We start from the raw sequence: 15,445 nt of genomic DNA, 5'->3' as shown, positions 1-15,445 counted from the left end.
AATAAAACCTCTATCCACGCGGGCCACTAGCGATTGGATGGAGGTTTTTGCTATCAAGCTTAAAAATGAAGCAATTTATATAATGTTTTATAATCATGCATTGTGAAATTATATTAATTTGTAAAGTGACAAAATTTATGGTATTTTTTATAGAATAAACAAACCTTTTTGAATTATATTTTTATTTCTCTATAAACTATTTATCGGAGGGGTCAAGATGTCCGAAAAAATGCTGCCGTTGGACGACTTTTTGCAGCTTAGCACTGATGAGCAAGTGGAAAAATTAAAGCGTTGGAAGATGGATTACACGCTTAAAGACATTCGGGAAGCTTGGAACTTCAAGCATTCCGCGCAATATTATATGCTGCTGAAGAAGCTTCGGATTTACGAAAGAGTTGTTAATAAATCAGATAAGTTTTATCCCGTCCAAGAGCAGCTCATAACGAGAACGAATGCTGGCGGAGAGCGCGGCTGGTCCGGCCAGTCTGCTTTCGCGGAGCGCAAGCTTCCGTCGGATAGCTTCGATTACCATTTAAATACGACGCTAAGCGGACCTGCACTTGCAGACAAGCTGGAGCGTATCGCACATTTTCTAAAAGGCGAGCACAAGGAAGTATCGATAAAGCTGTCTATAGAAGCTGCGGAAATAGAAGTGGAAGAGCTGGAGTAAATAAAAAGAACCGAGTTCGGCGAAGTTGCCTGGCTCGGTTCTTCTTTTGTAGAAAAATGAAAATAAATGTCTGATACTGGAATATTATGTTTGTAAATAGTTTATTGCAAACGCAGCTTTCCAAGCTCGGAAACGAGCGCTTCTACCTCGCTGATGCTGAATTTCTCTTTTGAAGCGACTACTTCGTACAGATCTTTTATATCCTCATATTTATTGAGATCAAAGTTAGAAGCCTGCATCGCTGCAGCGGAAGCCATTTTCAGCTTTGTCTTGATAACTTCAATCATAAACGCTACATTTTCTTGCGTTTGTAAGTTTAAATTCGTCATGGAGTGCCTCCTAAAGTTTTTGCGAGCCGAATTCGGCTTCGGAAATGGGCTTGTTCGAACGTTTTGCAATGCTGCAATTGTAACATGTTTCAAACGAGTATGACCACAAATTGAACAGTATCTTAAAATTGGATACAATTGAACAAGATACGATTGGCAATCGAAGACAGGGCAGGTGCAATACGACGGAACAGCTAACGAGCAGTGAATTGGAGTCCTTTTTTAGTGCCATTGCAAATAAGTATATGAATCGCAGCGGCATTGTATTTGTATGTATAGGCAGTGATCGTTCCACAGGGGACTCTCTTGGCCCATTAGTGGGAACGATGCTTAAGGAAAGAGGTTGGCCGAATGTCATTGGAACATTGGACAAGCCATGTGATGCACATACGGTTCAGCAAGCCGCTCAGTCGCTGCATAAAGATGATGTTGTCATTGCCATTGATGCATGCCTTGGCAAACCAACTTCCATTGGCCGTTTTATTTTGCACGAAGGACCGCTTGAGCCAGGAAAGGCAATCGGCCGCAGACTTCCAGCAATCGGGCATTATAGTATTGCAGGCGTGGTAAATGCTAACGGACCCAAGGCTTACTGGATGCTGCAAACGACTTCGCTTTACCAAGTGATGCGTATGGCAAGCGAGATCGCGTGCGCGGTAGATTCAGCTTGGGGCCAGCATTCGGACAGCTTTTCTTATGTTAATCAAACATTACAAATTCCATCCGTGTAGAGGAGCATGATCAAATGACAAATGAAAATAGTGAAGAAATATATTCAATCGCACAGCGTAGGCTTTTCTTGAATAACGGATTGGAGCTTGCCTATTATGATTCCCATCCGGATGACGGAGGCGCAGCGGATGGCATTAGCGAGGTTGTCGTTTTGCTGCATGGCTACTGCGGCAGCTCTTCCTATTGGGAGCATATCTTGGATGGGCTAGAGCAATCTGTACGGATCATTGCGCCAGACGCACGCGGACATGGAAGAAGCTCGGCGCCAAGTGATGAGGTTTATACGATGGAATTGTATGCGGAGGATATTGCTGAGCTGCTTATCAAGCTGCAAATTCATAATGCAGTATTGCTTGGACATTCCTTAGGGGGCTATATTACTCTTGCATTCGCCGAAAAATATGCCAAGAAGCTTTCTGGCTTTGGCCTGATCCATTCAACAGCGCTAGCAGATAGCGACGCTGCCAAAGAAAACCGTGATAAAGCAGCAGGGGCGCTCGAGCAACATGGCGTGAAAACATTCGTTGATGGTCTTATTCCTAAGCTGTTTGCTCCCGCTAATGTGGAGGCTTTGTCCGCTGAAGTTGAGCAAGCAAAGAAAATAGGCTATGGCACATCCCTGCAAGGCGCAATCGGCACAGCAAAAGGAATGAAGGCACGTCCAAACCGGACGCAGGTAATCGAGCAAACTGAGCTGCCAGTACTACTTGTTGCAGGGGTGTCAGATAAGGTTATTCCGGTGGAGAGTGTTTTTGCAGCATCCAACGGCTGGGCCGTGAAAGTGGAGCTTGGCAGCGCAGGTCATATGGGAATGATCGAAGAGCCGAAGCAATTGATCAATGCTATTCTTAGCTTTGTAAAGAATAAGCAGCAGTAGATTGGCGAGAGGGGGAACCAGATGTTTCAGCGCGATTATTTCATGCGAATGATTGAGCAAATGACAGAAGCAGTCGGTCAAATTATGAATTTGAGGCGAGAGCGCAAGCACGAGGAGGCTTTGCTCTACATCGATGAGCTTCTTGATACGAAGTTTAGGCTAAGCAGCAAGCTTATTCGTTCCCTTTCGGATGAAGACTTACTAAAAATGATGACCACGAACGGGATATTGGAAACGGATCATTTGCAAGCCATCGCTCTTCTGATGAAGCAGGAAGCTGAATTGACTGCCGACTTGGGACGCGAGGATGAGAGCTACATCGCGTATGTGAAGTCGCTGCATTTGTTTCTAAGATTATCGCTAGTAGATGCGGCGCCAACGATTACCGAGCCCCGCGAACAAATAAAGGAGCTGCTTGAGCGGCTGAAGCCATATGAATTGCCCCTTGCTACGAAACGTTTGTTAATGGAATGGCATGAAGCAGAAGGGCGTTATGACGCTGTTGAAAATATGATGCATGAGCTGCTTGAAGATAACGCGCTGACGAACGAGGAAGCAGAAGCAGCCTATAGACGAATGTTGCTGCAACCAGACGAGCGCCTAGAAGCGGGAGGGCTGCCGCGCGAGGAGATTGAGCAGGGAATTGAAGACCTTGCCAAGCAGCAAACAGACGATATAGCATAAGCGTACGTATAGTGAGCTTAGCTTCAAAACTGATTTAGGAGTGATTGGACAGCATGACGGAACAATGGCAGCAAGAAATTACGAAATGGATCACTGGCAAAGAGCTGCTGCAGGCTACGCTTAGCCAGCCGAAGCGGAAGGACGGAACCGCAGCGCCTAAAACAATCATTCGTCCCATTGAGATGAAGAACGGCTTGTTTTATCAATTTGAATATCATTTTGCAAACAAGGTTACGCATGACAATGTTGCAGAGCCGCAAGCGGCTGAGCGAGTCATCGATTTGCTGCAGGAGAACTATCGTCAGGCGCTTGTAAAAACGAGCGAGGCTGACGTTCAATTGCTCTTTAGCAAAAAAGGGAAAGCAGCTATTTTAAAGAAACCGCCAACTGGTGATTCGAGCAAAGCGAATTTGCAGCATAATCGGCAGAAACAGCGTATTTTGTCCGAGAGTCAAGCGGCCCCTTTTCTTGTTGAGCTTGGCATTATGACGCAGGAAGGGCTTGTCCACGCCAAAAAACAGGATAAATACAGACAAATCAATCGTTTTCTAGAGATGGTAACGGATGTGCTTGCTTATTTGCCAACGGACAGGGAAATTACGATCGTTGATTTTGGCTGCGGCAAATCTTATTTGACGTTTGCGCTTTACCATTTGCTTGCAGTGGAGCAGAAGCGGAATATTAACATTATTGGACTTGACTTGAAAGCCGATGTCATTGCTTTCTGTTCAGAGCTTGCGGAGAAGCTGGGTTATGACAAGCTTAAGTTTCTCGTAGGAGATATTGCTGAATATGAAGAGCTGCAAGCTGCTGATATGGTTGTCACTCTGCATGCATGCGACACGGCTACGGATGCTGCGCTTGCCAAAGCTGTTAATTGGGGAGCCTCCGTTATTATGTCGGTGCCTTGCTGCCAGCATGAGCTGTTCAAGCAGGTAAAGAATGATGTACTATCACCGCTACTTTCTCAAGGCCTGCTGAAGGAGCGTTTTTCCGCACTCGCCACGGATGCCGCAAGAGGAACTTTGCTGGAGGTTTTGGGGTATAAGGTTTCGATGCTGGAATTTGTAGATCCAGAGCATACGCCAAAAAATCTGCTCATTCGCGCGGTTCGTTCAGAGCAGCATGGGCTTTCTATGAAAAAATGGGAAGAGTATGAGCAATTTCGTCAGTTTTTGAACATTTCCCCGTCGCTGGAGCATATGCTTTCCGAACGATGGCCTAATCGCATCTCCAAATAATATTGCTTATTGGCGAATGCTACACTTTGAATTTTTTGAGGGTAAGCAATTGTCGATAGTATTAACATTTGCTACAATGGAAGAAGATGGCTATCAAATGAATGGGTGAACCGTATTGGAATGGATGATCTGGCTAGACTTTAGTATGTTTCTAGTGCTGCTCGGCTTGTTTTTCTACGTGTTTGCCTCCAGCAACGTTACGATTTTGCATCGTATGTATTTGACTTTGCATGTCGTTTTTATGTGTTGGACGCTTTTTCAATTTGCGTCCCAGACGACAACTTCTACGCTCTTTAGACTATTTTACGTTTCCATATCGTATGTAGGACTTTCTCTGCTTGGCATTGGATGGTTCGTATTCATCGTATATCTCACCGGCCAGTCGTATGTTATACGAAAGAGCCGGTTGTTCATTTTAGCGATGCCCGCGCTTATTTCTGTAGCTGTGGTTATCATTAACCCAAATGGCATGTTTCTACGAATTAACGATCAGCTAAGTCCGCTCAAGCAGCTAGAGCAAGGGCCGTTGTACTGGATTATGATTACGCAATTAATTGTTTATGTAACCGTTTCTTTTGTTATTATGTTTTATAAGCTGCGCGGTGAAAATTCGGTACGGCAGCGCACATTAATCAAAACCGCAATAAACGGCATGTTTGTACTCGTTTCGTTTGCGATTACAGATTTATTTATCAATGTTCTATTAATTGAAAAAATGAATCAATATATTCCGCTTATTTCAGTAGGAATGGCTGTTGCCGCTGTTTATTTGGTACATGCCATTAGACGGAACAAAGTACTCGATATTATTCAAACCGTACAAAGAGATGTAATGAATACGATGTCGATGGGGATTATCGTACTCGATGAGAATGATATCATCATTGATGTGAATAAAGTAATAAAGCCGATTCTGAGGCTGCGCATTGGCGACAAGTTTAATTCCGCTCATCTAGGACCGCAATTCAAAGGCGAGGTTACTAGAGATATTGCTGCTTTTTTTGAAGAGCAGAATAAGCGTCCGTTGGACAGGCTTGAGATTGAAATTGCAATTCAGCATGACAAGCATAGGCATATTATCGTACAGTCTGCGCCTATATTGAACAATAAGAAGACATTGGTAGGCAGAGTACTGACTTTCCAAGATGTGACGGAGCTTCGCCTGCTAGTCGAAGAAACGAATGTTCAGAACGAGCTGCTTCAGGATCGGAATCGCGATCTGCTTATTATGCAGGACGAGCTGTTTCAAGCGAATAAGAAGCTGGAGCATATGGCGATTACTGACGGTTTGACCGGCTGCTATAATCGGCGTTACTTGCTGCATCAATTGGAGCAAGAAGTGATTGCTAATATTCGTTATGGCATACCCTTCTCTATATTTTTATTTGACCTTGATCATTTTAAATTGATTAATGATAAATATGGCCACTTAATTGGTGATGAGGTGCTTTGCGGTACGGTTGATGCCGTTAGAGGAGTTCTGCGATTTACGGATATATTAGCTCGTTATGGCGGAGAAGAATTTACGGTGTATTTGCCGCATACCAACCGAGACCAAGCTGATCAGATAGCGGAGATTCTTATGGAATCGGTTGAGCAAAATAAAATAAACACGGGAACCTCGGAGGAGCCGGTATCGGTCACGATAAGCATGGGCGTAATCTCTATTGAACATGTTGATCCAACCGATTTAGTTGATCCAAAAGCTTTTTTAAGAGAGTTGCTTGCACAGGCAGATGCCGCATTATATGAGGCCAAGTATAATGGACGTAATCGGATTGTTAAACGAAAATTAGCCTAGCAGCCTGAACAGTATGTTTAGGCTTTTTCGTGTTTGCTGCATAGTCAGTTGGACATAGTTCTGATAAAATGGACTTGATCCGGTTACAATCGCTAAACTATCAAAGGCGGGAACTAATCTAATGAGAAAAATGCAGATTGGAATGGTCAAGCCGGGAGACAAGGTGGCTAAACCCATTTTTCAAGAAAACGGCAACGTGCTTCTAGGAGAAGGGGTTGAATTGAATGATCGTTACATCGATCGATTGCGGAACTTAGGCATCGATTTTCTATTCATAGAGGATGGGTTGACGGCGGATCTGATTCCTGAAGATACGATCCGTGATGAAACGCGTAAGCAAGCGGTCGATACTATTTACAAAACGATGAACTCCTTCAAAGACCAGACCGTAACAAAAGGGCGAACGATCGCACCGGATATGGGCCGCAATTTTCGGGCGGTATTCGGCCAAATTATGCAGGATTTATCCTCAAGACCAAACATGCTAGTTAATTTAACGAGCATTCATGCCATGGAAGGTTATTTATTTCAGCATTCCTTTAACGTGGCTGTGCTTTCAGGCATTATGGGCATGGCAAAGGGCTTTAATCGCAATCAGCTTGAAGAGCTTGGCATTGGCGCGCTGCTCTTCGATATCGGTATGACAAAGGTGCCGCCAAAGCTGCTGGCTCATACTGGCGGTTTATCGCTGGCGGAACGTGAAGTCATCAAAAGCCATGCGAAGGACGGGTTCGATATATTACGCAAGTATCACGATATATCTATCGTTTCTGCACACTGCGCGCTTCAGCATCATGAACGATTTAACGGATCAGGTTACCCGCGCGGGCTCAAGGAAAGCGAGATTCATATGTATGCTCAAATCGTAGGATTAGCGGACACTTTTGATGCATTAACTTCACCAAGGCCTTATCGCAAACGGTACACGGCAAGCGAAGCGATTGAGTTTTTATTTGCTGCCGGCGGCACTTTTTTTGATCTGGACTTGATTAAGCTGTTCTGTCGGCATATATCAATATATCCAGTTTCGACTTCGCTTTTGCTTAGCACTGGTCAAGTTGGTGTCGTTTCAGAAAATACGGAGCTCGCTGTCCATCGTCCCCGTGTACGAATTATTATGGAGCCAGACGGCACAATGCCGGCATCGCCTTATGAGATTGAGCTCAAGAACGAGCTTCATATTACAATCGTAAAGGAGTTGTAATTATTTTTTGTAGGAAATAGGCGCTATGTCTTTCGTGCTTACTTGAATATTAAACACAGATAGAAACCTTCCCTTAGAGGCAAATTGCTGCTAAAGTGGAAGGTTTCTTTTTTTGCAATAATGACAGAGTTGCTTTATATCTGGTACTTTTTAAGGTAAAATAATGAGAAATAGAGCTAATAGGGGGATGTGCGTACATTTATGGGATCATTACAGCACCACAAACTGTCCAAGCTCGAAGTGTTGCGAAGAGTGCTGTTTATTACACTAGGCGCTGCGCTCGTCTCAGTTGGGCTGGAAATCTTTCTAGTACCAAATCATATTATTGATGGCGGTATTGTCGGCATATCGATCATGGCCTCCTATTTAACGAAAGTGCCGCTTGGTCTTTTTCTCTTTCTTCTTAATCTTCCATTTTTGTTCCTTGGTTACAAGCAAATCGGCAAAACCTTTGCAATATCGACGCTGTACGGCGTTTCGGTCATGTCGCTAGGAACGTTTTTGCTTCATCCCGTACCGCCTCTTACGGTAGAGCCTTTTCTAGCTGCTATATTCGGCGGTGTCATTTTGGGCATTGGCGTTGGCATGGTTATTCGCTTTGGCGGATCGCTCGATGGTACCGAAATTGTTGCGATCGTGTTTAATAAGCGTATTCCTCTTTCGGTTGGCGAGACCGTTATGTTCTTCAACTTATTCATTCTCGGCAGTGCAGGCTTCGTGTTTGGCTGGGATCGGGCGATGTATTCGCTTATCGCGTATTACATTGCTTATAAATTGATTGATATCACGATTGAGGGCTTCGATGAATCAAAAGCGGTGTGGATCATTAGCGATGAAGCGAAGGAAATCGGCGCAGCGATTATGTCCCGTCTTGGACGCGGAGTTACTTACCTGCATGGCGAAGGCGGCTTTACTGGCGGCAGCAAACGCGTTATTTTTTGTGTCATTACGCGGCTTGAAGAAGCGAAGATGAAGTCGATTGTTCATGAGCTTGACCCTGTGGCGTTTCTTGCCGTCGGCAATATTCACGATGTGAAGGGCGGACGGTTTAAGAAACGGGATATTCACTAATGATGGTAGTAGGGCGTGTCTGAGAACTCTGAGGACAGCAAATTCTGCCGAATTTTCGTTCCATGCAAGGCGTGTTTGTGAAGGCGTACCAGGGGTACGTCAAGCAAACGGAACGAAGCAGGGGGCGAAAAGGCGGTGAAAGGTGCCACTGAACGGGTTTTCAGACATGCCCTAGTCAGTTTCTAAGAAATGCGAGGCCGATTTGGCTTGCACAACCACTTTTGCTTTGAGATGAAGGAGACCAGCAATTTGGATGAGTTTGCGAGTATTCATCATTGGACGGCAGGCAGGCAGGGAACTGCTTGGCAGCGCGAGCGCGGCGTGGTTATAGGGATAGGCGATGATACCGCCGTAGTTGATCCCGCTTCTGCTGCGGATGGCATTGCTGCGCCAAAGCGGATGCTGCTGGCCGTCGACACGATGGTGGAGACGGTACACTTCAAGCCGTCGACGATGCGGGACGAGGATGTCGGCTATAAGGCGCTTGCCGCCAATATTAGCGATATTGCCGCGATGGGAGGCGTGCCTTTGCATGCGCTCGTCTCGGTCAGCGTGCCGCCATCGTATACGCCGGAGCGAATGCGGAGGCTGTATGATGGGCTGTACGAGTGCGCCGAGCGCTACGGGGTTGCCATTGTAGGCGGCGATACGACGTCGGCGCCGGAGCATTTGGTTGTCGCTGTAACGGTGGTTGGCACCGTGGAAGCAGGGCGTGAGCTGTGTCGCTCGGGCGCTAAGCCGGGCGATGCGGTGTTTGTGACCGGCGCCGTAGGCATGTCGGCGGCGGGATTGCATGCGCTCCTTGCAGAGGAGGAGCGCGCGGTGCTGCAGCCCGCGGATTTCAGCGCGAGTAGGGAAGGTTTGCTTGTGCAGGCGCATCAGCGGCCAAATCCTTCAGTGCGTGCGGGAAGGCTGCTGCTTGAGCATGGGAGCTGTCGTTCACTTAATGATGTAAGCGACGGCCTCGCGAGCGAAGCATGGGAAATTGCTGAAGCGTCGGGGCTTCGCCTCGTGCTGTATGAGAAGCTTCTGCCAAAGAGCGGCAGCTTGGCAGCTTACGCTTCAAGCGTAGGAATAGATCCGCTGGAATGGATGCTGTATGGCGGAGAAGATTACGTCTTGCTTGGCACGATAGCGCCTGAGCATGCGGAAGCGATGCGAGCAGCTTTTCACCTTGAAGGTATTCCTTTTTTTATTATTGGGGAAACCGAAATGGGAGAGCCCGCTGTTGAGCTCATTCGACATGATCAAGCGTATAAGGAAAAAGAGTCGCTGCCTCATTTGGAGAAGAGAGTTTTGCTTAAGAAACGCGGATATAATCATTTTTCGACATGAACGGGTGAATAGCATGCAACAACAGATAAGCCATGCCACTTGGCTGGCACAAACGGAACAAGACACTGTAACGCTAGCCGAACAGCTTGCAGCTTGGGTAAAACCAGGTACATTGCTTGCATTGGATGGTGATCTGGGTGCGGGAAAAACTAGATTTTCACAAGCTTTTGCAGGCGCAATCGGTGTGAAAGGCATTGTGAATAGTCCAACATTTACAATTATAAAAGAATATGAAGGGAATCAGCTTCCCTTTTATCATATGGATGTCTACAGGCTGTCGCTGGAGGAAGCGGATGAGCTTGGGTTGGATGATTATTTTTATGGCGAAGGCGTAACGATTGTGGAATGGGCTAGCTTGATTAAGGAGCTGCTGCCAGCTGAGCGGTTGGAGCTGTATATTGAGCATCTTGGCGATGAAGCACGGCGTATACAATTGACCGGCTACGGTGATATTTACGCAGGCTGGTGTGAAGTTTTAAGCAAGTTAGGAGCAGACAGATGAGTAATGAGCAGAGAAATCAAACGGGACCGATACTCGCTTTAGATACGTCCACGGCGTCGATGGCAGCTGCTATCGTTAGCGGTCATGAGGTACTTGCGGAAATTCAAACGTTAGCGGAAAGAAACCATTCTGTACACGTTGTGACGCATATTCAAGAAATGCTGCGAAAAAGTGGCCTTGCTACTACGGACATCGAGGCGATTGCGGTTGGGAATGGACCAGGATCATATACAGGAATGCGTATCGCGATCTCTGTAGCAAAAACGTTGGCATGGGTATGGAACAAGCCGCTGGTGAGCGTGTCCAGCTTGGAGGCCATAGCATATGGTGCTTGGCATCAGCAGGTGAGCGGAAGTGCGGAGCTGGAGAAAGCGCGTAATGGCGAGCATTGGGTATTTCCGATTATGGATGCAAGGCGCGGTCAGGTGTATACATCGGCTTTCTCGATGACGGATGCGTCTGAATGGGCTCGCTGGCTGGATGATGGCGTTCGTATTATGAAGGATTTTGTAGATCAGCTTGAGCAGCGATTAGCGAATTTGCCGGCTGGAAGCATACGGAGCATCTCACTCGTCGGCGACCTGTCGCTTCACGAAGAAAGCGCGATCCGCTTGAAGCAGATTGGCGAGGCAGCAGGCGTTATCGTTCAGCTTCAACCCTTTATCCAAGAGGGCAAATGGATAGCAGAGCTTGGCCTCAAAAGACTGCAGTCAGGTCTATTAGAAGATCCGCATACTCTTATTCCTAACTACACTCAGCTAACTGAGGCTGAGGTCGTATGGAAGGCAAAGCAGGCAGGTGAAGCTAAGGCATGAAATTAGAAGTGAACAAACTCATTTTTCGAGCGATGACCATGGCAGACATACCCGCTATCGTTGCGATTGAACAGGAAGCCTTTACGAGTCCATGGACTGTGGAAGCATTCACGAATGAGCTCATGAACAACTTATTTGCTCGCTATATGATTATGGAATATGAGGATCAAATAATAGGCTACGGCGGCATGTGGGTTATTATGGACGAAGCACATGTAACGAATATTGCGGTACGCTCAGATTATCGCGGGCAAGGTTTAGGAAACTGCTTGCTTAATGAGCTTCAGCGGACAGCAGTTTTCTTTGGCGCGGTAAAGATGACGCTAGAGGTTCGTCCCTCCAATGAAATTGCGCAAAACCTTTATCGGAAATACGGTTTTGAGCCTGCCGGCGTACGCCCGCGGTACTACTCGGACAACAATGAAGACGCGCTTATAATGTGGGCTGAGCTAGACAAAGAGCGGTTGAAGGTAAGGGAGCAATGAATGTGAATCAATCGAAACAGGCAGTGAATGAACGGCCAGTAAATGATCTTGTTTTGGCGATCGAAACGAGCTGCGACGAAACGTCAGCGGCGGTTATTCGCGGTGGAAAACATATTTTATCGAACGTCGTATCCAGCCAAATTGAAATCCATGAACGATACGGCGGTGTAGTTCCCGAGATTGCATCACGTAAACATGTAGAGTCGATTACATTGATAATAGAACAGGCTGTCAAGGAATCAGGGCTGACGCTAAAGGATATGTCTGCTATCGCAGTCACACAAGGTCCCGGTCTTGTAGGTGCTTTGCTCGTAGGTATTGTAGCGGCCAAAAGCCTGTCTATGGCATTAGATATTCCATTGATCGGTACGCATCATATTGCAGGTCATATTTATGCAAATGAGCTCGTTCATGACATTATATATCCATGTATGGCGCTAGTTGTTTCGGGGGGCCATACAGAGTTAGTGCTGTTGAAAAGTGAAGGTGATTTCCAAGTCGTTGGCCGTACTAGGGACGACGCAGTCGGTGAAGCGTATGACAAGGTAGCGCGGGCGCTGCATTTGCCTTACCCAGGCGGACCGCATATCGACAAGCTTGCAGTCGAAGCAGAGGAATCGATTACTTTGCCTCGTGCATGGCTGGAACCGGATAGCTATGATTTTAGCTTTAGCGGCTTGAAATCAGCAGTACTAGCGGTTATTAATCAGACGAGAATGAAAGGTTTAGTCTTGAATGAGGCGGCACTTGCTCGCGGATTCCAAGAGTCAGTCACTGAGGTGCTCGTCACAAAAGCTCTGCGCGCAGTCAAACAATATGGTGCGAAGCAGCTGCTGCTTTGTGGCGGTGTGGCAGCGAATAAGGGCTTGAGGGCAGCTTTAAGTGCAAAGTGCGTGTCAGAACGTGTGCCTCTGCTCATACCGCCAAATTCGTTGTGTACAGATAATGCTGCAATGATTGGAGCAGCGGCTTATTTGAAGTTAAAACGGTCGCAATTTACAGATCTTGACATGAAAGCTGATCCTGGTTTATCCCTTGAGAGCTGGTCAGTGAGCAATATGCCGCATTCATTGGCCGAATAGGGGTTAATAAAAAATATTTTCAATTGGAATTGACAGACAATTTATTAGAGCATATAATAAGCAACAATACTTCAAACTTCAACTTCATACGTTACAAACGCAAAGAACAGGAATAGTAAAGCTTGTCCGGGAATGTCTGAAACGTCAATATGAATGTGCATCATTCATACGTCGTTATGATACAAGAGAGCTGCGGGATGGTGCAACGCAGTCGAAGGATGCTTGAAACTCGCCTGGGAGCGGAACAGTGGAAACGATGGCAGCATGAGTTCATGCTGATAGCCATGCAGGTACATTGTTACGGTTAACCACCGTAATCGGGTGCATGTGAGTCAACATCCGGAGTTGGCCATATGCTTAAGTTGGGCGTCCCTGCTCGTTTGCGAACGTATGGGTGTCAACAAGGGTGGTACCGCGCGGGTCATAATAACCTGTCGTCTCTTGATTCAAGAGATGACAGGTTTTTCTTGTTGTCTTGAAGTGAAGGATTTAACGAATTAATGATTATCAACAATCCATATAGAGTGAAAACGCAATGAACAGGAGCAGTAGAACAGTAGGCTGGCAAAATGAATTTCAAGATATGTTCATCAAAAGCGGATGAACGAATTGAAATCGTACAGAGAGCTGCGGGGTGGTGTGACGCAGTCGAAGCTGAGGTTTGAATCTCGCCTGGGAGCGGAACGTGGGAAGCAAGCTGTCATAAAAGACAGTTTTTGTCTACAACGTTACGGTTAGCCGCCGTCATCGGGCATTTAAGCGGGCTCGGTTCCCGCAGCAAGCTATTCAATATTGCCTTTTTGCAAGGCAGCATTGTTTAAGCTTCTGCAGCAAGAACCGGTCAATTAGAGTGGTACCACGGCAGCGTAAGCGCGTCGTCTCTTACAAGGAGACGTCGCGCTTTTTTTTGTACCCAAAAATTAAAAAAATACATCCAAACGAATCCCTAGGAGGAATTAACAATGACAAACGAAATGAAAAAAATCCAAATTTTTGATACAACTCTTCGTGATGGCGAGCAGTCACCAGGTGCTTCGATTGATCCTGAACGTAAAATTATTATTGCACGCCAGCTTGGCAAGCTTGGCATTGATGTTATTGAGCCAGGTTTCCCGGTTTCCAGCCCAGGCGAATTCGCGGCTGTACAGCAAATTTCACGTGAGCTTCAGCATGTAGAGATCGCAGGTTTTGCGAGAGCGGTAAAGGTTGATATTGACGCTGCAGTGAAAGCGACACAGGATGCAGCACGCAGACGCCTTCACTTGTTTATATCCTCCTCCGATATTCATCTTAATCATCAGCTTCGCAAATCTCGGGAAGAGGTCATTAAGATTGCGAGAGATATGGTTGCTTACGGCAAGCAATTCGTAGATGAAATCGAGTTTTCTGCAATGGATTCCACACGATCTGGCAGAGACTTTGTCATTCAGCTCGTTGAGGCGGTTATTGCGGAAGGTGCGACCATCATTAACCTGCCTGATACGCTTGGTTATGCTATGCCAGAGGAAATGAGCGAACTGTTCCGCGCGGTGCGCAAGCAAGCCAGAGGCGGAGAAACGGTGAGATATAGCGCCCATTGTCATAATGACCTAGGCCTTGCTGTAGCTAACAGTATTTCGGCTATTAATGCAGGTGCCACGCAAATTGAAGTGACTGTAAACGGGATTGGCGAACGCGCGGGCAACTGCTCTCTAGAAGAGCTGGTTATGGCAATAGAAACGCGCAAGGATGCTATCCAAGCAGAAACAAACATTAAAATTAGCGAAATTTATGAAACCTCTCGTTTGGTTAGCCGCGCGATGCATTTCCCGATTGCCTACAATAAGCCAATCGTTGGCCGCAATGCATTCCAGCATGAATCGGGCATCCATCAAGACGGCTTGCTGAAAAACCGCAACACGTATGAAATTATGGATCCGGAAGCGATGGGCATTTCGCGGAACATGATTATATTAGGCAAACATTCCGGCCGCCATGCGATTAAACATCGCCTTGCTGAGTATGGCATCGATATGACAGAAGTGCAGCTGCAGGATGTGTACGATAAATTCAAGGAAGTCGCTGATGCTCAAAAAATCGTGACAGATGATGAATTGATTCGTATCGCAGGTGAGCTGACACAGACGCAGCCAGATCCATATGTACTGGTTGATCTGCATGTTCACGCGGGTACGCAGCCTTCACGTACAGCGACGGTTACCATTCGTGAGAATGAGTTTGGTGTAGAACAATCTTATATCGCAATGGGAGGCGGCCCCATTGAGGCAGTGATCCATGCCATTCAACAAGCGATTCCAGTAGCAGCGGAGTTCGAGGATTTGGAGCTTCATTCGCTATCAACTGGCGAGGATGCGCACGGTGAAGCGGTCGTCAGCATTATTCATCAACAGAAACGATTCCGCGGTACATCCATTCATAGTGATATTGTGCTTGCAGCTGCTCAAGCCTATGTTTCAGCGTGCAATCAAGCAGTTATGACGACAGGAAGCAGAGTGGTAGAAGAAATCCAAGCTAAAGCTGCCAACTAATTTCAGATAAGGCCAACGGATTGCTTTTCCCATAGTAGAGTGAGTTCTCTCTATTATGGGAATAAGCGCTGCTGTCGGCATAAAACCTC

The 15,445-nt window shown here is 46.5% G+C and carries 15 protein-coding genes; 14 read left to right on the top strand and 1 reads right to left on the bottom strand.

Annotated elements, in window-relative coordinates; genetic code table 11:
- Positions 1-217: 217 nt before the first annotated feature.
- On the top strand, positions 218-670 hold the full coding sequence (locus AB4Z45_RS22495) for a hypothetical protein (protein ID WP_076269650.1): 453 nt from the start codon (positions 218-220) through the stop codon (positions 668-670).
- A 101-nt stretch (positions 671-771) separates the two neighbouring features.
- On the opposite strand, the gene AB4Z45_RS22490 is transcribed toward AB4Z45_RS22495, so the two are convergent.
- The gene (locus AB4Z45_RS22490) at positions 772-999 is read right to left on the bottom strand and encodes a DUF1128 domain-containing protein (RefSeq protein WP_076269651.1); all 228 of its coding nucleotides are present in this window, start codon (positions 997-999) and stop codon (positions 772-774) included.
- A gap of 110 nt (positions 1,000-1,109) precedes the next feature.
- On the opposite strand from AB4Z45_RS22490, the gene yyaC reads away from it, so the two are divergent.
- The 13 genes from yyaC (at position 1,110) to AB4Z45_RS22425 (ending at position 15,356) form a co-directional block, all read left to right on the top strand.
- The gene (gene yyaC / locus AB4Z45_RS22485; protein ID WP_441911689.1) at positions 1,110-1,730 is read left to right on the top strand and encodes a spore protease YyaC; all 621 of its coding nucleotides are present in this window, start codon (positions 1,110-1,112) and stop codon (positions 1,728-1,730) included.
- A 14-nt stretch (positions 1,731-1,744) separates the two neighbouring features.
- The gene (locus tag AB4Z45_RS22480; protein ID WP_441911687.1) at positions 1,745-2,608 is read left to right on the top strand and encodes an alpha/beta fold hydrolase; all 864 of its coding nucleotides are present in this window, start codon (positions 1,745-1,747) and stop codon (positions 2,606-2,608) included.
- A 21-nt stretch (positions 2,609-2,629) separates the two neighbouring features.
- Entirely contained in the window at positions 2,630-3,292 is a 663-nt protein-coding gene (locus tag AB4Z45_RS22475; protein WP_441911686.1) for a DUF6483 family protein, read from the top strand.
- A 53-nt stretch (positions 3,293-3,345) separates the two neighbouring features.
- Positions 3,346-4,533, top strand: a complete 1,188-nt coding sequence (locus AB4Z45_RS22470) for a class I SAM-dependent methyltransferase (protein WP_441911685.1) — start codon at positions 3,346-3,348, stop codon at positions 4,531-4,533.
- Positions 4,534-4,657: 124 nt separating this feature from the next.
- The gene (locus AB4Z45_RS22465) at positions 4,658-6,334 is read left to right on the top strand and encodes a histidine kinase N-terminal 7TM domain-containing diguanylate cyclase (RefSeq protein WP_441911773.1); all 1,677 of its coding nucleotides are present in this window, start codon (positions 4,658-4,660) and stop codon (positions 6,332-6,334) included.
- A 121-nt stretch (positions 6,335-6,455) separates the two neighbouring features.
- Complete coding sequence (locus AB4Z45_RS22460; protein WP_441911684.1) at positions 6,456-7,538, top strand: HD-GYP domain-containing protein; 1,083 nt, start codon at positions 6,456-6,458, stop codon at positions 7,536-7,538.
- 201 nt (positions 7,539-7,739) lie between these two features.
- The gene (locus tag AB4Z45_RS22455) at positions 7,740-8,609 is read left to right on the top strand and encodes a YitT family protein (RefSeq protein ID WP_076269656.1); all 870 of its coding nucleotides are present in this window, start codon (positions 7,740-7,742) and stop codon (positions 8,607-8,609) included.
- A gap of 231 nt (positions 8,610-8,840) precedes the next feature.
- A complete protein-coding gene (thiL, locus tag AB4Z45_RS22450) occupies positions 8,841-9,944 on the top strand; it encodes a thiamine-phosphate kinase (RefSeq protein ID WP_441911771.1) in 1,104 nt (367 codons plus the stop codon).
- Between the two features lie 13 nt (positions 9,945-9,957).
- Positions 9,958-10,446 carry a tRNA (adenosine(37)-N6)-threonylcarbamoyltransferase complex ATPase subunit type 1 TsaE gene (tsaE, locus tag AB4Z45_RS22445; RefSeq protein WP_441911683.1) on the top strand — a complete coding sequence of 163 codons (489 nt, stop codon included), beginning with the start codon at positions 9,958-9,960 and terminating at the stop codon, positions 10,444-10,446.
- Positions 10,443-11,261 (top strand): tRNA (adenosine(37)-N6)-threonylcarbamoyltransferase complex dimerization subunit type 1 TsaB, encoded by an 819-nt coding sequence (tsaB, locus tag AB4Z45_RS22440; protein ID WP_441911681.1) that lies wholly within the window; start codon positions 10,443-10,445, stop codon positions 11,259-11,261. The genes tsaE and tsaB overlap by 4 nt, the downstream gene beginning before the upstream one ends.
- Entirely contained in the window at positions 11,258-11,746 is a 489-nt protein-coding gene (gene rimI / locus AB4Z45_RS22435; protein ID WP_441911679.1) for a ribosomal protein S18-alanine N-acetyltransferase, read from the top strand. Before tsaB ends, rimI begins: the two co-directional genes overlap by 4 nt.
- A gap of 2 nt (positions 11,747-11,748) precedes the next feature.
- Positions 11,749-12,828 (top strand): tRNA (adenosine(37)-N6)-threonylcarbamoyltransferase complex transferase subunit TsaD, encoded by a 1,080-nt coding sequence (gene tsaD, locus AB4Z45_RS22430; protein ID WP_441911677.1) that lies wholly within the window; start codon positions 11,749-11,751, stop codon positions 12,826-12,828.
- A gap of 962 nt (positions 12,829-13,790) precedes the next feature.
- A complete protein-coding gene (locus tag AB4Z45_RS22425) occupies positions 13,791-15,356 on the top strand; it encodes a 2-isopropylmalate synthase (RefSeq protein WP_441911675.1) in 1,566 nt (521 codons plus the stop codon).
- The last annotated feature ends 89 nt before the right edge of the window (positions 15,357-15,445 follow it).

The organism is Paenibacillus sp. MCAF9 (assembly GCF_052114265.1).
In the GTDB taxonomy this organism is placed as follows: domain Bacteria; phylum Bacillota; class Bacilli; order Paenibacillales; family Paenibacillaceae; genus Pristimantibacillus.
The sequence above is the reverse complement of the archived record's forward strand: the minus strand, read 5'-3'. Positions and strand labels throughout refer to the sequence as shown.